Annotated in this window: 13 protein-coding genes and 1 pseudogene; 5 read left to right on the top strand and 9 right to left on the bottom strand. The window is 45.6% G+C overall.

Annotation, left to right across the window (positions count from 1 at the left end; genetic code table 11):
• Positions 1-122 precede the first annotated feature (122 nt).
• A complete protein-coding gene (locus tag WH43_RS09355; protein ID WP_053424346.1) occupies positions 123-875 on the top strand; it encodes a substrate-binding periplasmic protein in 753 nt (250 codons plus the stop codon).
• A 38-nt stretch (positions 876-913) separates the two neighbouring features.
• Here WH43_RS09355 and WH43_RS09350 read toward each other — a convergent pair whose 3' ends face one another.
• The 9 genes and pseudogenes from WH43_RS09350 to WH43_RS09315 form a co-directional block, all read right to left on the bottom strand.
• Complete coding sequence (locus WH43_RS09350) at positions 914-1,789, bottom strand: hydrogen peroxide-inducible genes activator (protein ID WP_286049619.1); 876 nt, start codon at positions 1,787-1,789, stop codon at positions 914-916.
• Between the two features lie 190 nt (positions 1,790-1,979).
• Entirely contained in the window at positions 1,980-3,248 is a 1,269-nt protein-coding gene (locus tag WH43_RS09345) for an inorganic phosphate transporter (RefSeq protein ID WP_053424345.1), read from the bottom strand.
• Positions 3,249-3,267: 19 nt separating this feature from the next.
• The gene (locus WH43_RS09340) at positions 3,268-3,942 is read right to left on the bottom strand and encodes a TIGR00153 family protein (protein WP_053424344.1); all 675 of its coding nucleotides are present in this window, start codon (positions 3,940-3,942) and stop codon (positions 3,268-3,270) included.
• A 151-nt stretch (positions 3,943-4,093) separates the two neighbouring features.
• Positions 4,094-4,804: a phosphate signaling complex protein PhoU gene (gene phoU / locus WH43_RS09335; RefSeq protein ID WP_053424343.1), complete on the bottom strand. Its 711-nt coding sequence runs from the start codon at positions 4,802-4,804 to the stop codon at positions 4,094-4,096.
• A gap of 90 nt (positions 4,805-4,894) precedes the next feature.
• Positions 4,895-5,707 carry a phosphate ABC transporter ATP-binding protein PstB gene (pstB, locus tag WH43_RS09330; RefSeq protein WP_221411401.1) on the bottom strand — a complete coding sequence of 271 codons (813 nt, stop codon included), beginning with the start codon at positions 5,705-5,707 and terminating at the stop codon, positions 4,895-4,897.
• A 76-nt stretch (positions 5,708-5,783) separates the two neighbouring features.
• Positions 5,784-7,463: a phosphate ABC transporter permease PstA gene (gene pstA, locus WH43_RS09325; protein WP_053424341.1), complete on the bottom strand. Its 1,680-nt coding sequence runs from the start codon at positions 7,461-7,463 to the stop codon at positions 5,784-5,786.
• A gap of 15 nt (positions 7,464-7,478) precedes the next feature.
• Positions 7,479-8,522, bottom strand: a pseudogene (locus tag WH43_RS21200) (ABC transporter permease subunit); the annotation flags it as partial.
• Between the two features lie 620 nt (positions 8,523-9,142).
• Entirely contained in the window at positions 9,143-9,766 is a 624-nt protein-coding gene (locus WH43_RS21195) for a hypothetical protein (protein ID WP_502694035.1), read from the bottom strand.
• A 186-nt stretch (positions 9,767-9,952) separates the two neighbouring features.
• A complete protein-coding gene (locus tag WH43_RS09315) occupies positions 9,953-10,933 on the bottom strand; it encodes a PstS family phosphate ABC transporter substrate-binding protein (protein WP_053424340.1) in 981 nt (326 codons plus the stop codon).
• A gap of 279 nt (positions 10,934-11,212) precedes the next feature.
• Between WH43_RS09315 and WH43_RS09310 the strand changes: the two genes are divergently transcribed.
• The 4 genes from WH43_RS09310 to WH43_RS09295 all read left to right on the top strand — a co-directional run bounded on the left by WH43_RS09310 (position 11,213) and on the right by WH43_RS09295 (position 16,657).
• On the top strand, positions 11,213-11,713 hold the full coding sequence (locus WH43_RS09310) for a glycine cleavage system transcriptional repressor (protein ID WP_053424339.1): 501 nt from the start codon (positions 11,213-11,215) through the stop codon (positions 11,711-11,713).
• Positions 11,714-11,823: 110 nt separating this feature from the next.
• Complete coding sequence (gene ppk1, locus WH43_RS09305) at positions 11,824-13,932, top strand: polyphosphate kinase 1 (RefSeq protein WP_053424338.1); 2,109 nt, start codon at positions 11,824-11,826, stop codon at positions 13,930-13,932.
• Positions 13,933-13,940: 8 nt separating this feature from the next.
• Positions 13,941-15,524, top strand: a complete 1,584-nt coding sequence (locus WH43_RS09300) for a Ppx/GppA phosphatase family protein (RefSeq protein ID WP_053424337.1) — start codon at positions 13,941-13,943, stop codon at positions 15,522-15,524.
• A 35-nt stretch (positions 15,525-15,559) separates the two neighbouring features.
• Entirely contained in the window at positions 15,560-16,657 is a 1,098-nt protein-coding gene (locus WH43_RS09295; RefSeq protein ID WP_053424336.1) for an AI-2E family transporter, read from the top strand.
• Positions 16,658-16,686: the final 29 nt, after the last annotated feature.

Genomic DNA, 16,686 nt, shown 5'->3' with positions numbered 1-16,686 from the left:
GCGCTTTTACAGCGCGGCGTGCAGTCTACAAAGATGTTTTTTTCAACACAAGCTGTTTTTCCCAGCTGACACTGAGCACGAAATTTTCAGCTAAGCTTTGGAAAAACCAGAGACTCCTCAGTATGAATAATTACCTGCACTTGCTGCTGTTTAGTTTTTTAGTCTCACACACTGTTTTTGCCGAGCCAAAGGCACCGGTTGAACTTCATATCAGCACGCCTGTCTGGCCAGGCTTTACCAATGCCGACAGCAGTGGTGCTTACGCTGATTTGTTCCGTTTTATTTACCAAAAAGAACAGACTCAGCTGGTCTGGCATTTCAGTAATTACAGCCGCGCCATAGCACTGGTGCAACAAGGCAAATATCATATGGTGCCGGGACTGTCAGCGTATAAATCTCCCCGGCAGCACAATGCATTAGTGCTGTCAGAACAGCCTTTTGACACTGATTTAATAGTAGCCATTTACAACCCATCTCATACAACCACACCAGAACTGACCAAACTGCAGCATTATAAACTGGCTTGGGATCTGGCCTACGATTTACATTTAGTGCTGGGGTTAACTGAAAAAGGTTATGAGGTGCCGGATATTAAACAAGGACTGGAGCTGGTAAAAAATCGGCGGGTAGATATCTATCTGGCGGAAAAAAGTGAGCTGTTGCAATACCTGCAAGGTGAAACACCAATCAAACTGCAGCCTCTTCTATACAAGGAGTTACTACGAGACCCTATTTATCTGGCTTTTGCCGATAATGAAGCAGGTCTGGCGTTTAAAACTATCTGGGATCAACGTTTTAGTGAGTTATATAAAACAGGTCAGTTGAAAACTTTTTATCGCCGCTATCCCCAACTGACCTTACCTAGACCAGATTAAGCGTTAGTCACTGCATTTTTGTTGCAGTACTTCAGTAATTAACTGCGCCATCTGACGATAACTGCGTAGCTACTGGAGGTTGGACGCCAGGCCACGCCAATATCCCTATACGCCTGACCTGAACCTGGCTTCTGCGCCACCAACTCAGTGCCTCGCAGTAAACCGCTGTTAATTGCCATCTGTGGCATAAAAGTCACACCCAGCTTGTTGTTTACCATCTGACTTAAGGTATGCAGACTGGTAGCGAAAAACGGATTTACTTTACGGTTATCATCCAGCTCACAAGCCTTCACTGCATGACCTGTCATGCAGTGCTCCCGCTCCAGCAGGAAAATACTTTCATCCGGCCACTGGCTGATGTCCTGCTGAAAACCACGCTCCAGCCAGTCTTTGTGCAGCACAAGTTTAAAAGGATCTTGTGCCAGCACTTCGGTGTGTAAAGTGCCAGTGTCATAGGGCAAAGCTAACAGCACGAGATCCAACCGGCCTTCAATTAACGACTGTAACGAGTTCTCTGTCGTGTCTTCGCGCAGTAATAATTGCAGTTCAGGAAAACGCTCACGCGCTAAAGCCATCACTTCACTCAGTACAAAGGGAGCAATAGTTGGAATACAACCTAAACGCAAAGGTCCTGCCATTGGCTTGCCCTGACATTTGGCAAACTCAGTCAGCTCCTCGCATTGTTCCACTATATAACGAGCCTGGCGTACGACATCTTCCCCCAAAGGGGTAAAAATAAAAGTCTTATGATCACGCTCCAGCAGTTGCGCATTCATTGTCTCTTCCAGGTTAGCAATAGCGGCACTTAAAGTGGACTGGCCTATATAACAAGCTTCAGCTGCTCGGCCGAAATGCTGATGCTCATGCAATGCCAAAAGGTACTGCAGTTGTTTGATACTGGGAACACGTTTCATCTTTTATTCCGATGATTAAGCTTAGTTAAAACCAATTTAATCGAATAATACCGAAAAAGCAAAGCCATAGCTCTGAGCTATGCGACGAAGCCCGATAAAGCATGGCCAACAGTTGCGGCATTATGCCCCTCTATGGAGATAAAAAAATCCCGGCGATAAGCCGGGATCCTCAGAAAGGCAAACAATGGCATTAAGCGCCAAATATCGCCTTGATGATGTAGAAAAATACGATAGCTAAACCCGCGCCTACAGGCAAAGTAACAACCCAAGATACAAAGATGTTACGGATCACGCCCAGATTCAACGCCGCTATACCGCGGGCCATACCTACACCTAATACAGCACCCACCAGAGTTTGGGTGGTAGAGATAGGCAAACCTATACCTGAGGCAATGACCACTGTACTGGCCGCTGCAATTTCAGCAGCAAAACCACGGCTTGGCGTCAGGTGGGTGATGTTTTCGCCTATAGTGCGGATCACTTTAGCACCCAAAGTTGCCAGACCTATTACTATACCTACAGCCCCTAAAGGAAGGATCCACCAGTCTAATGCTACTTTATCCAGGATCTGACCGCCGGACTGGATAATACCTACTACGGCAGCCAGAGGTCCTATTGCATTAGCAACATCGTTTGAACCATGAGCGAAAGCCATGCAACAGGCAGTGAAAATCATCAGAATACCGAAGATACGCTCTACGTTATTAAAATGCATTTCCTTATCAGCTTCAGGATCGATTTTCAGACGGCTGATCGCAAATTTACCAATCAACGCTACGGACAAGGCAATACCAAAACAGACCAGCAAACCTTCAGAAGTAGACAGGTTCAAACCTACGTGTTTTAAACCTTTACTGACTGTGACAAAAGCCATGATAAAAGCGGCGAAAAACATATAAAAAGGTACGTACTTTTTTGCCGCTTCCAAAGGTTTATCTGTATCAAAAATCAAGCGCTGAGCGCTCATAAAAATCAGATAAGCCAGAATACCAGAAAGTAAAGGTGTCACGACCCAACTACCAACTATGCTTGTCACCTCATCCCAGTGCACGTATTCCATGCCTACGCCAACAGAGGCAAAACCAATGATAGCGCCAACAATAGAATGTGTTGTAGACACAGGCCAGCCAAAATGAGTAGCGACCAATAACCAGGTACCAGCCGCCAATAAAGAAGCAATCATGCCGTACACTAAAAGTTCTGGTACAGCTTTAAAAGCTTCCGCATCGACTATGCCGCTGCGGATAGTGGATGTCACTTCACCACCTGCTAACCAGGCACCGGCCGCTTCAAAAATAGCGGCAATAATCAGAGCTTGTTTCAGAGTTAAAGCTTTAGAGCCTACTGAAGTCCCCATAGCGTTGGCTACGTCATTCGCCCCAACACCATAGGCCATAATAAAGCCAAATACAGCGGCAATAATAATCAGCAATAAGCCGTATTGAGAAATAATTTCCATCGTTGAATTACCTTAAGAATTAACGGGCTAACATGATTTCGAGTCGTGAACCTACTTTTAACGCTGAATCAGCTAAATCGCCAACCCACTCCAAAGTACGGTACAGAAACATCACATCAACCGGATTCATTTCGGCTTCTGCTTTACGGACAAATTTGCGCAGACTGATTTGCAACTGATCGGTGTCATGTTCAATTTCGTCAATACGTTCTACCATTTTGATCACCAACTCTACTTCACGGCCACGGAAACCCGTTTCCAGCAGTTCGTCCAGTTCGTTAATGGCTTCACAGGCTAATTCAACGGCGTCGATACAACGCTGTAAATAGGCCTTAAACTCCACCTGAATAGGCATAGGAATTTCTAATTCGCGACCTAAAACACGACCAGTAATATCTTTGGCTTTGTTCGCAATTTTATCTTGTTGCGATACCAGTTCCAGCAGATCCGTTCTGTCGACAGGTAAAAATAATCCACGTGGCAAATGCACACGGATATCACGTTTTAATTTGTCAGCATCCTTTTCTAACGCTACAAGTGCTTTGCGAACTTCAGCCGCTTTTTCCCAGTCTTTTAAAAATACTGCATCGAAAAATGGCAGTAATAACAGGCTGGCATCAAATACCTTTTTGATGTGTTCTTCTAAAGGCTTGATTGGTGATTTCGCAAAAACCGCCAAAAAGTGATTTGGCATAAGTGTGCCTCTTGCTGTTGAGTTAATGAAAACCGGCGCGCATTGTACTGCAATCAAGATGTAATAAAAACGTCTTAAACAGCAGTAATAAGAAAAGCCTGATAAAACATAGTTTTTATCAGGCTTTTATGACAGATTTATGGGGAAATTTTTAACTACGGGCGTCTTGCTCTAGTCTTTCATCATCAGCATGACGCACGTCTTTGCCTTTGACCAAAAAGACAATGTATTCCGCAACGTTCTTACAGCGATCGCCAATACGCTCCATCGAACGAGCAGACCACAATACATTCATGATCTTAGGGATAGAACGTGGATCCTCCATCATATAAGTCATCAGCTGACGGGTGATGGCTTCGTATTCACGGTCCACTTTTTTATCTTCACGGTGCACAGCTAAAGCTGCTTCTACGTCCATACGCGCAAAAGCATCCAACACATCATGCAACATTTGGGCGACATGGCGGCCCATATTGTCCAAATTGACCAATAAGTCTTGCTGAGCGCTGTTAAAGGACTCCAACGCCACTTTAGCAATACGCTCAGCTTCGTCGCCGATACGTTCTAAATCAGAAATAGTTTTGACGATCGCCATAATCAGACGCAAATCGCTGGCCGCTGGTTGGCGCTTGGCAATAATTCGGGTGCACTCGTGGTCGATTTTAATTTCCCAGTCGTTGACCTTTAAATCATTGGCAATCACCTGACGGGCTAATTCAGCATCACTACTGGCAATTGCATTTAAAGCGTCAGCCAGTTGCTGCTCAATTAAACCGCCCATTGCCATCACATGGTTACGAACCTGCTCAATTTCTTCGTTGAACTGGCTGGAAATGTGCTTCGTTAAATTCATTTTATCCATCGCTTTCCCCTCCAATACCCAAGCTCTTGCATTTCTCGTTCAGTTTAACCTTGCGGCTACTGCAATTACTTTGGATATGACTTTAATTAATTAACCAAAACGACCTGTGATGTAATCTTCAGTTTGTTGCTGCGATGGATTGGTAAACATCTTATTGGTGGCATCAAACTCAATTAAATCACCCATATACATAAAGGCAGTATAGTCGGATACCCGGGCAGCCTGTTGCATATTGTGGGTAACAATCACAATAGTGTATTTATCTTTCAGCTCATAAATCAGCTCTTCAATTTTCAGTGTAGAAATAGGGTCCAAAGCTGAAGCGGGTTCATCCAGCAACAAGACTTCTGGTTCAATCGCAATAGCGCGGGCGATCACCAGACGTTGCTGCTGACCACCGGACAGACCAAAAGCGTTGTCATGCAGACGATCTTTCACTTCATTCCACAAGGCGGCCCCTTTGAGTGAAGTTTCTACCACTTCATCCAGAATACGTTTGTCTTTGACGCCTTGCAGACGCAGGCCATAGGCTACGTTCTCATAAATACTTTTTGGAAAAGGATTCGGCTTCTGGAACACCATACCAACCTGACGGCGCAGCTCAGCTACGTCCACTTTCGGGTCGTAGATATTCTGGCTATCCATTAAAATCTCACCTTCAATACGGCAGATATCCACTAAATCATTCATCCGGTTAAAACAACGTAATAAAGTCGACTTACCGCAGCCTGAAGGACCGATAAAAGCTGTGACACGCTTCTCCGGTATTGTCATATTGACGCTTTTTAACGCCAGTGCATCACCGTAATACAATTTCAGATCATTAACCTGAAGTTTGATTTTTTCATCCGATAATTTCAATTCGGTTTCTACCGGTGGAGCTGTTAATTTATCTTGATTCATCTTCGTTACCATTCTATGAATTTGGTCTGTGAAATTGGCTTAGCATACAAGGCCTGCCATCCAGGCCCGTCGCGTTCTAATCTGTATCGCTGCGGTATTTTTCACGTAATCTGTTACGCATATAAATAGCCGCCATATTCAGCACCACAATCAATAACACCAGAACCAGCGCAGTGGCATAGAGCAAAGGGCGCGAGGCTTCGACGTTTGGACTCTGGAAACCCACATCAAACACATGGAAACCTAAGTGCATGATCTTTTGGTCTAAATGAATAAACGGAAAGTTGCCATCTATAGGCAAAGTCGGAGCTAACTTCACTACCCCAACCAGCATCAACGGCGCTACCTCACCTGCAGCACGGGCCACAGCTAAAATTAAACCTGTCATCATAGCCGGAGTCGCCAGCGGCACTACCACTTTCCATAAAGTTTCAGATTTAGTCGCGCCCAGCGCCAGACTACCCATACGAATAGTACTTGGAATACGGGACAAGCCTTCTTCGGTGGAGACAATCACTACGGGCAGAGTTAACAAGGCCAGCGTTAATGAAGCCCAGAATAAACCCGGAGTACCAAAAGTCGGGCTTGGCAAAGCTTCAGGGTAAAACAGCTGGTCTATGCTGCCGCCCATGATGTAAACAAAGAAACCTAAACCAAAGACACCATAAACAATAGAAGGTACACCAGCCAGATTATAGACCGAAATCCGGATGATCTTCAGAAGTGGCCCTTGTTTGGCATATTCGCGAAGGTAAATAGCGGCCAGTACACCAAAAGGCGTAACGATAATAGCCATTAAAATCACCATGGTGACAGTACCAAAAATGGCCGGGAAAATACCACCTTCAGTATTAGCTTCACGCGGCTCTTCTGTCAGAAAACCTGCTATACCACTGAAATAATGTCTGGTTTTTTGCCAGACCGACATATCGTTAGGTGCATAGGCGTTCACAATATTTGCCAGCGAAATAGTCACTTCACGCCCTTCAGCTGTGCGCGCTATCAAGGTGTCACGGTTGGACTCTGCGCGTAGTTGATCCAGTTTTTGCTGGATCACTTCGTATTCATCGCTCAATACTTTGTTTTCAGCAGCAGCCTGAGCTTTAAACTCAGCCAGTTCAGCTTCTGAGACTTGCTCCAACACCAGACGACGCTCGGTTAAACGCAACTTCTCAATCTGATTGTTGATACGGCTGATGTCATTTTTTTCGATATCTTTCATTTGTTGAAAGATAGCGTTCGCACGCTCAACCCGTTGCATCAGCTCCGGCCACATAGCCACACCTTCTGCAATCAGCTTATCCCCTTCGGTCAGCTTTAACGGAAAACCATAAAAGTTACCGCGTTCACGGCGCTCCAGTGCAATAGCACCTTCTGGCACGGTCCAACCACTGATCTCATAATCCATATACCAGGAAAAGTCGCGGCCGTAGACATCACGGTTACCTACTTTCACCAGATAACGGGTGACAGACTCCAGTTCTGCCGGCACTGTCGCGCCCGATTCACGCAGCATCACAGCGGACACTGTCTCAGCACGCACCAACTCACCCATAATGGTTTTTTTCTGGCCTGATTCTGGTGCCCATTCCGTTTGCTGCAAATCTGCAGGCCAGAAATGACTGCCACCACGCACTACAATCAAACCTAACACACCCACCACCATCACCAGACACAGGGCGATGGCACCGGCGTTTAACCAAATCCAGGGAGTCCCTGATCTGAACCAGGCTGTTACGCCAAATAAAGATTTCATCAAAGTGCCCCTTAATTACAGATTGCTGAAGCGTTGACGTAAACGCTGCCGTATCACTTCGGCGAGGGTATTAAAAACAAAGGTAAAGACGAAAAGCACCAATGCTGCCAGGAACAATACCCGGAAGTGCGTGCTGCCTACTGCGGTTTCAGGCAGTTCAACCGCAATATTGGCGGATAACGTACGCATACCTTCAAAGATATTGAAGTTCACCACCGGGCTGTTGCCTGTGGCCATTAATACGATCATAGTTTCACCCACGGCGCGGCCAAAGCCCACCATCACAGCAGCAAATACACCAGGGCTTGCTGTAGGTAACACAACACCGACCATGGTTTGCCATGGCGTTGCGCCTAAAGCCAATGAGCCCTGAGTTAAATGGCGAGGTACGTTAAAAATCGCATCTTCGGCAATGGAGAAGATATTTGGAATCACCGCAAAACCCATGGCAATCCCTACAATCAGCGCATTACGCTGGTCATAATTAATGCCGTTGTCGGTAAACCACTGACGTAAGCTGCCATCAAAGAAAGTGTTATCAATCATTGGGCTGGCGCTAATCGCCAGATAACCAAACAAAATAATAACTGGCACTAAAAAGGCTGCTTCCCAGCCTAAACCGAAACGGTTACGGACAGATTCCGGCATATAACGCCATAAGTACGCGGCTGCCAGCATCATAAATGGCATCAGAAGCAGAATGGCAAATACAGCACTTAGATACTCTTCAATAAAGGGCGCCAGCCATAAACCAGCCAGGAATCCCAGAATGACGGTGGGTAAAGCAGCCATAATTTCGATGGTTGGTTTGACCTTACCGCGTAGCACTGGCGTCATAAAGTAGGCGACATAAATCGCGCTCATGATGGCAAGTGGTGTCGCAAATAACATGGCAAAAAAGGCAGCTTTTAGCGTACCTATCGCCAGCGGCACCATGCTCATTTTGGCTTCAAATTCATCAGAACCCGCAGAGGCCTGCCAAATGTATTTGCCTTCATCACGGCCTTCGTACCAAACTTCATTCCATAGCGCAGTATAGGATACATCCGGATGAGCATTTTCCAGCTCAAACTTGTGCATCTGACCTTTGTCGTCCAGCATCAGGAAATTAGTATTGATAGGCGATATAGCAATTTGTTTTGCCACCAAGCCATCATCAAAGCTTTCTAAAAACAAAGTGCGGGCTGAAGTGCCGTAATGAATACCTAAATGACCTTTATCATCTATGGCCATAAAACCTTTACGGGAGTACTCAGAATCAATTTGAGTGATGGCACCGGGGTGCTTCTCAAAATCGCGGATTTGTTTTAAGTCAAAGTTGTTGTGCTGATCCCGCACTAAAAACCACTGGCTTAATTCACCTGTAGAGGAGCCCACCACCAAGGACACAGTACCGACCAGAAACTCCATAGCGGTGATTTGTGCACCTGAAGGCACTGCATTCACACTTTGGACTAAACGCGCTTCTTGTGGGTTGTTAATAGCGTAATAATGGATTTGACCTTGGCTATCAGCAACAAACAAATTCTGAAAGGTATTATCGATCAGAATTTTACTGGCAGATTTCGGCGAGTCTGGCAACGTATAATCCGTGCGCACTACGGTCGTTTCGCCGGTCAGGAATACAGTTTCTGCCACCATATTCGACAAGACTAAACGACCATCAGCCGTATAAGCACTCAACATCCGGTTTCATCTTTTTCCTGTATCGCAACAGCCACCAGAGCCTGGCCTTGCGCATCGACCTGCAGCGGCGCTTCGCCTAATGGATAACTGACCTTTGGATTCACCTGCCGTTTGTCATTAGGATAACTCAGCAGATACTCGTGCTTAGCAATTAATGCCTGGCCATTGGATAAACCTAAAATAATAGTGCCAGTACGTGGGTCTGCTTTACCAAAGGCAGTCACTGTGGCGCCAGCGGGTAAAGCCAGTTGAACTTGTTGCTTTATTTCACCCGTTTCAGCGTTAAAAAACTGCAACTTCGCATCTGAGCTGACTGTTAATCCCACCTCACCGTAGCGCTCAATACTGCTATGCAGCGGTTGTGCAGCAGGGCTTTGATAGCTGGTTTTCTGTTCTACTGAAGCGGAAGAAAACAAAGGCCCTACTTCAGAAAACAGATAAACAAATATAGTGGCAAAAGCCAGCACCACACTGATGCCGGCAAAGCTGATGCCATATTTGGAGATTTTATCTTTAATAGCACGCCAGCGCCGTAATCGGGCCCGACGTTCACCAGTTGGCAGCAAAGAACGCGGAGAATCACCGACAGACTGCTGACTTGGATGGGTTGAGTGCATAGTTGCGATACCACCAGTTACTTTAAGATGCTGGCAACTATAGTAGAGTTTTATGACGGAAATATTACAGAGTGGTTTTCTGTCATATAAATGACACAAAACAAGTCAGGTAGAAATAAATCAAATTATTGTTTTTAATAGAAAAAACAAGGCACCCAGAAGGTGCCTTGTTTTAATCAATACAACTTATTTAATGCCTAAATCAGCCAGAGCTTTCGCAGCCACTGTCGCCGGTACCGGCACATAACCGTCGTGCGCAACTACGTCCTGACCATTTTTCGACAATACGAAGCGAACAAATTCACGCTCTAAAGGCAGCATTTCTTTGTTTGGATGCTTGTTGACATAAACATACAGGAAACGTGATAACGGGTATTTACCATCTAAAGCGTGGTCTGCATTGGGTGCATAAAACGGCTCGCCTTCTTTTTTCGCTAAAGGTAAAGCACGCACGCTTGATGTGATATAACCGATACCTGAGTAGCCGATACCGTTGATAGATTCACTAATGCCCTGAACTACTGAAGCAGAACCTGGCTGTTCGTTAATGCTGGATTTAAAGTCGCCGCCACACAGCGCCACATCTTTAAAGTAACCATAAGTACCAGACACCGCATTACGACTGTACATAGTGAAATCACGGTTTGCCCAAGCGCCTTCCATACCTAATTGACCCCAACGAGTCACATCTTCTTTATAACCACATTTACGAGTTGCAGAGAAAATAGCGTCGACCTGAGCAATAGTCAGACCTTTTAGCGGATTGTCCTTGTTAACGTAGACAGCTAACAAATCGATAGCGACTGGAATAGCCATTGGCTTATAACCGTACTTAGCTTCGAAATCCTGCACTTCTGATGGCTTCATCGCACGGCTCATAGGGCCAAAGTTTGATGTGCCTTCAGTTAAGGCGGTAGGAGCAGTGGAAGAACCAGCGCCCTGGATTTGAATATTCACGTTCGGGTATTGTTTACGGAATTCTTCAGCCCATTTAGTCATCAGGTTGTTTAACGTATCAGAACCTATGCTGGAAATATTGCCTGAAACACCTGTGGCTTTCACATAAGCAGGTAATTTAGGATCGGCTTCGATAATGGCCGCCTGAGCGGTCAGGCCTAAACTGGCTGCGATCAAACTTAATGAAGTTAATAACTTTGCTACTTTCACGTTGCTCTCCTCACAACAGACGACATGTCTGCTCGTGGTTCAGGTTGTTTTCTGAGACTCATCATAAGAAAGAAATATGACACTAATATGACGAAACAAAAGAACATCTTTTGAGCTGCATCAGTTTTTTTGAAATTGTCTGAAGAATTGCGACGACTTGACTGTAAAAAACTAGCCAGAGGGCTACAATGGGGTAAGCCAAATCTGGCTAACTCACTGTTTTTTCATAAATGTTTTGCATTTTTATCAGTTTTCCGCCGTTTCCGGGAGTAAGGTTGTATGAAGCAGTTAATTTTAACCGTTATAGGTCAAGATAAAGCAGGTTTAGTAGAACAACTCGCCACTGTGATTGCCAGCCATCAGGGTAATTGGATGGCCAGTAACTTGAGTCATTTGGGTGGATATTTCGCTGGTATATTGCAACTTGAAGTGCCTGAAGAACATTTGTTTGGGTTAACAACAGAATTAGAACGCATGTCTGATCTGGATATTAAAATTCAGCAAGGTCTGGATTCAGAAATACATCCGGATAAACAGCTGCAATTTGTTATTACTGGCAATGACAGACCGGGCATAGTGCGCGAGTTATCCAGCGTGATCAAACACAAAGGCGCCAATATCACTCATTTTGAAAGCTCCAAACAAAGTGCTCCAAACTGGGGTGTGCCTTTGTTTCACGCCATAGCTACAGTTCAACTGCCTGCAGGACTCAATAAAGATGAAGTGGTGAAAGCTCTGGAAGCGATAGCCTCTGACGTCGTAGTTGATGTTGAGCATTAACAGGCTGTAAGAAATATTCCTGTATATAAAGGATCAAGGCTATTGATCCTTTCATCAGTCTGTCATAAAACTGCCATAGAGTAGCTCCTATACCCGATCAGGAGCGCGTTATGGTCATTACAGAGCTAATACATACTGTGAGCGATACGAATTATTTTCCCCGAGAATTAAGCTGGCTGTCTTTTAATGGCCGAGTGCTGCAAGAAGCTGCGGATGAGCGTAACCCGTTGATTGAGCGATTACGCTTTTTAGGTATTTACTCCAACAACATGGATGAGTTTTTTCGGGTTCGGGTCGCGGATGTCAAACGCCGTATCCTGCTAAAAAAATACCATGCTGACGAGCAGGAAGACGCTGAACAGTTACTGCACGATATTCAGAATATAGTGCTGCATATGGGTGAGCGTTTTAACAAAATTTATGACGACTTACAGCAGGAACTGCGTAAACACAATATTGAGTTAATTGATAACTTTAAACTGACCGATGCTCAGGCGCAGTGGGCCAGAAGTTTCTATCGCAGCGAAATACAGCGGCATTTATCACCCATTATTTTATCAGCGGAAGAAGTCAAACTCGCCAAGCATTTAGAAGATAACGCCACCTATCTGATGGTCGAGATGACGGGAGCCAACAAAGCCGAATACGCCATAGTGCAGGTGCCTACCGATGCGATGTCACGTTTTGTTGAACTGCCGCTGCATTTAAACAAAAGCAAAAAGAAAGGCCGCTATCGCCGGCAGATTATTTTGCTCGACGACATCATAGTGCACTGCTTAAAAGATTTGTTTATTGGCTTTTTTGACTTCTGTGAAATTCAGGCCTTCTCACTGAAGCTGACCCGTGACGCCGAATACAATATCAGTGACACACTGGATCAGTCTTTGATTGACAAGATGTCCAAAGGCATTAAACAACGCTTAAAGTCTGAGCCTGTTCGTATGGTGTATGACAGCCATATGCCAGAACATATGCTGAAAATGTTGAAAAAGCTGCTCGGCTACAGCTCTTACGATTCCTTAATTCCAGGTGGTAAATACCGCAACTTTAAAGACTTTATCGGCTTTCCAAATATTGGCCATCCGTCTTTAGAATTTCCGCCTATGCCGGTATTAAAAAGCCCGGAATTTGAACGCCACACCACCAGTTTTGAAGCGATCCGTACTTCAGATATCTTGTTGTACTACCCTTATCACAGTTTTGGTTATTTCACGGAATGGGTGCGTCAGGCTTCTTTTGACCCCAAAGTCACCAGTATTAAAATGACCATGTACCGTGTCGCTAAAAACTCCCGGGTGATCCACTCTTTGCTGGATGCAGTGCGCAACGGCAAACAGGTCACAGTGGTCGTCGAGTTAAAAGCCCGTTTTGATGAAGAAAACAACATCAACTGGGCACGACGCATGACAGAAGCAGGTATTGAAGTGATCTTTGGTCTGCAGACCTTAAAAATTCACTCCAAGCTGTGTTTAATCACCCGGCAGGAAAAAGGCAAAACTCAGAAGTTTGCTCATGTAGGCACAGGTAACTTTAACGAAAAAACAGCACGTATTTATACAGATATGAGCTTGTTCACCTGCCATAGCGAAATTTGTGACGAAGTGGATCAGGTGTTTGAGTTTATTCAGTACAGCTACAAGCCGTTCCAATTTAACCATTTGATTGTCTCTCCAACCTGGAGCCGGCCTAAACTGAGTGCCTTGATAGAACGTGAAACCAGTTTTGCTACTTCTGGTCGAAAAGCCGAAATTACGCTGAAAATCAATAATCTGGTGGATAACCAGATCATAGATTTACTCTATAAAGCCAGTATGGCAGGAGTGAAGATCCGTATTATGGTGCGCGGTATGTGTTCGCTGATCCCTGGTATTAAAGGCTTGAGCGACAATATTCATGTCACAAGTGTCCTGGACAGATTCCTTGAGCATGCCCGGGTTTATGTATTTAACAATGGCGGCGAAACGGACTTGTATATCTCCTCCGCCGACTGGATGACACGAAATCTGGATCAACGGGTCGAAGTGGGTGTGCCTATTTACGATGCAGCTATTAAGCAGCAAATTCTGACCACACTGGATATCCAGTGGCATGACAACGTCAAGGCGCGGATTATTGATAAAGATCAAAGCAACCACTATGTAAAAAGAGGCAATAAGCGTAGCATTCGCTCCCAACAGGAAATCTATGACTACTTTGCTGTGTTGCAGCAATCCACTTAGGCCGGAACATGACCCATTGGACTAGCGCGGACTCCAGCGCAGATACCTCAAACGCCAACTATATGGCAGCTGTTGATTTAGGTTCCAACAGTTTTCATATGGTCATAGCCCGTGTTGTCGACGGTGCTTTACAACTACTACACCGCGAAAAACAAAAAGTGCAGCTGGCAGAGGGTTTAACAGAGGATTTACTGCTGACCGAAGAAGCCATGTTGCGTGGTCTTGCTGTGCTGACTCAGTTTGCCGACACTTTAAAGCCTGTCCCCACTGAATCAGTGCGGGTGATTGCCACTTATACCTTAAGACGGGCTAAAAACAGCGCTATGTTTTTACGCCGGGCTCAGGCGATATTCCCCTTCCCTATTGAAGTGATTTCAGGTCAGGAAGAAGCACGTTTTATTTATCAGGGTGTGGCGCATTTTGAACATTATCAGGGCAGGCGTCTGGTGATGGATATAGGCGGCGGTAGCACTGAGTTTGCGATAGGCGAAGGTTTTCAGCCATTGAAACTGGCCAGTCGCAATATGGGCTGTGTCAGCTATGCGCAACTGCATTTCCCCAATGGCCGGATCAGTAATAAGAAGTTTGAACGGGCTATTCTGCAAGCTGAGCAGGAACTGGAGCCTATAGTCTCGGCCTACCGTGAAACCGGCTGGCAACAAGTCGTCGGTACATCCGGCACGATAAAAACCATCCGCGATATTATTGTGGGGTTAGGCTGGCATCCGGTCTGTATTGAGCTTGAACACCTGTTGCAATTAAAAGACTTATTAGTCGCTCAGGAAAATAGTCTGCAGCTGGATTTACCTGGTTTAGCCGACGATCGTAAGTTATTGATTTGCTCAGGCTTAGCTATTCTGATCGCGGCTTTTAATATGCTTGGTATCTTGCAAATGTATTATGTCGATGCCGCACTTCGTGAAGGTGTGCTGTATGAGATGAGCGATCGTCTGCATCATCACGATATTCGCGAGCATACCATTCAAAGCCTCATCAAAAGATATAGCATAGACACAGCTCAGGCCGATAGAGTGCGCAGGACCGCACTGGAATTGTTTGCTCAGTTACGCACCAGCTGGAACTTAACAGATGAAATGGCCGATTTACTCAGTTGGGCTGCCACTGTTTATGAAATTGGTTTACACATCAATTCCTCCAGCGTGCAGCGTCACTCGTCTTATATTTTAAAAAATGCCAATTTGCCCGGCTTTAACCAGGAACAGCAGCAGTTGCTTGCGACCTTAGTCCGCTCTCACCGCCGCAAAATTAAAAGCGAAGATTTGTCGCAATTTTATTTGTACAACACAAGCACAGTCGTGTCCTTACTGGTGCTGCTGCGGCTGGCCGTTTTACTGAATCAAAAACGCCGTGACGATTTTTTACCCGAGCTCAAAGCTCAAGGCCAAAATCAACAGTTGTGCCTGCAACTACCCAAAGCATGGCTGGAACAACAGCCATTATTGGTCGCTGATCTCCAGCAGGAGCAATTGCATCTGAAAAAGATTGCCTTTGTGCTCGACTGCCCCTATTTAATAGAGTGCAGTTTGCAAAGCCCGGGGGTCGACCCAGCCAACCCAGAAGACGACTCGTAGTAAAAAGCCATAACAGGCGAAAGGAAAAGTTACAGATGCCACAAATTTTTAGTAACGACGCCATTAGCAGAGCCTTATTGCTGGTAATACTAGGTGCAGGAGTATTCTTTTTTATCGGTTTTCTGGTGCCTGTGCTGGCAGCTCTGATTATCTGCTTTGCCAGTTGGCCTTTGTATCGCCACTTACTGAACTATTGCCGCAACAATTCCACCTTAGCAGCTAGCGTCGCTATTGTTGCTATCGTATTAGGTCTGGTGATCCCGCTGGCTCTGGTATTCAGCTATGCGATGGAAGAGATCAAAGCCTGGATAGAATGGCTGAAATATGCCAATGAACATGGCGCTGCAGTACCTGAATGGCTTAAAGCCTTGCCCGGTATCGGTGACACCTTAGCTGGCTATTGGCAAATCTACTTAGGCGAGCCTCACCAGTTGGGACAAGTGGTCAGTCTGGTCAGCGGTGAACAAATAGGTGGCATTTCTAAATGGGTGCTGAATTTTGGCTGGACCACAGCAGGCTTTATGCTAACGCTGTTATTTATGTTAATCACGCTGTTTTTTCTGTACAAAGACGGTGAAAGGTTAGCCTGGCAGCTGGATACTGTCGGCGAACGTATATTACCAGACCGCTGGAACCGTTTTTCCCGCGTTGTGCCTGCGACGGTCAGCTCCACTGTTATAGGTATGACCATTATCGCTATAGGCGAAGGAGTTGTGTTAGGTGTTGCCTACTGGATTGCCGGCGTCCCTTCCCCTGTGGCTTTTGGCGTGTTAACTGGTTTTATGGCCCTTATTCCGGGCGGTGCGCCCTTGTCATTTAGCTTGATTTCGATTTATCTGATTGGCACCGGCGATTTAACCGCAGGCGTTGGCTTGTTTTTATGGGGCAGCATTGAGCTTTTTATTGTCGACAAAACCATTCGGCCTACACTAGTGGGTGGCCCAGTCAAATTGCCCTTTTTACCCACTTTTTTTGGTTTAATAGGTGGAGTGAAAACTATGGGTATGGTGGGTTTATTTGTCGGCCCTGTATTAATGGCGTTGCTGGTCGCGATTTGGCGCGAATGGCTCAGGGAACCAAAAATCATAGCGGACCCCACTCAAATAGCATCAACTTCTGCTAAGCACGAATAGTAGTGAAGTTGTCGAGCGCAGAGCTTCTG

It is taken from the genome of Rheinheimera sp. KL1, assembly GCF_001275035.1.
Lineage (GTDB): Bacteria > Pseudomonadota > Gammaproteobacteria > Enterobacterales > Alteromonadaceae > Pararheinheimera > Pararheinheimera tangshanensis.
This window is presented reverse-complemented; position numbering and strand designations above follow the sequence as displayed.

Bases quoted from the DNA above. Each gene is read 5' to 3' on its own strand.
- WH43_RS09310 (WP_053424339.1), top strand. From the start codon at position 11,213: ATGAAGCAGTTAATTTTAACCGTTATAGGTCAAGATAAAGCAGGTTTA.
- pstA (WP_053424341.1), bottom strand. From the start codon at position 7,463: ATGAAATCTTTATTTGGCGTAACAGCCTGGTTCAGATCAGGGACTCCC.
- WH43_RS09295 (WP_053424336.1), top strand. From the start codon at position 15,560: ATGCCACAAATTTTTAGTAACGACGCCATTAGCAGAGCCTTATTGCTG.
- ppk1 (WP_053424338.1), top strand. From the start codon at position 11,824: ATGGTCATTACAGAGCTAATACATACTGTGAGCGATACGAATTATTTT.
- WH43_RS09350 (WP_286049619.1), bottom strand. From the start codon at position 1,789: ATGAAACGTGTTCCCAGTATCAAACAACTGCAGTACCTTTTGGCATTG.
- WH43_RS09345 (WP_053424345.1), bottom strand. From the start codon at position 3,248: ATGGAAATTATTTCTCAATACGGCTTATTGCTGATTATTATTGCCGCT.
- WH43_RS21195 (WP_502694035.1), bottom strand. From the start codon at position 9,766: ATGCACTCAACCCATCCAAGTCAGCAGTCTGTCGGTGATTCTCCGCGT.
- WH43_RS09355 (WP_053424346.1), top strand. From the start codon at position 123: ATGAATAATTACCTGCACTTGCTGCTGTTTAGTTTTTTAGTCTCACAC.
- pstB (WP_221411401.1), bottom strand. From the start codon at position 5,707: ATGAATCAAGATAAATTAACAGCTCCACCGGTAGAAACCGAATTGAAA.
- WH43_RS09340 (WP_053424344.1), bottom strand. From the start codon at position 3,942: ATGCCAAATCACTTTTTGGCGGTTTTTGCGAAATCACCAATCAAGCCT.
- phoU (WP_053424343.1), bottom strand. From the start codon at position 4,804: ATGGATAAAATGAATTTAACGAAGCACATTTCCAGCCAGTTCAACGAA.
- WH43_RS09300 (WP_053424337.1), top strand. From the start codon at position 13,941: ATGACCCATTGGACTAGCGCGGACTCCAGCGCAGATACCTCAAACGCC.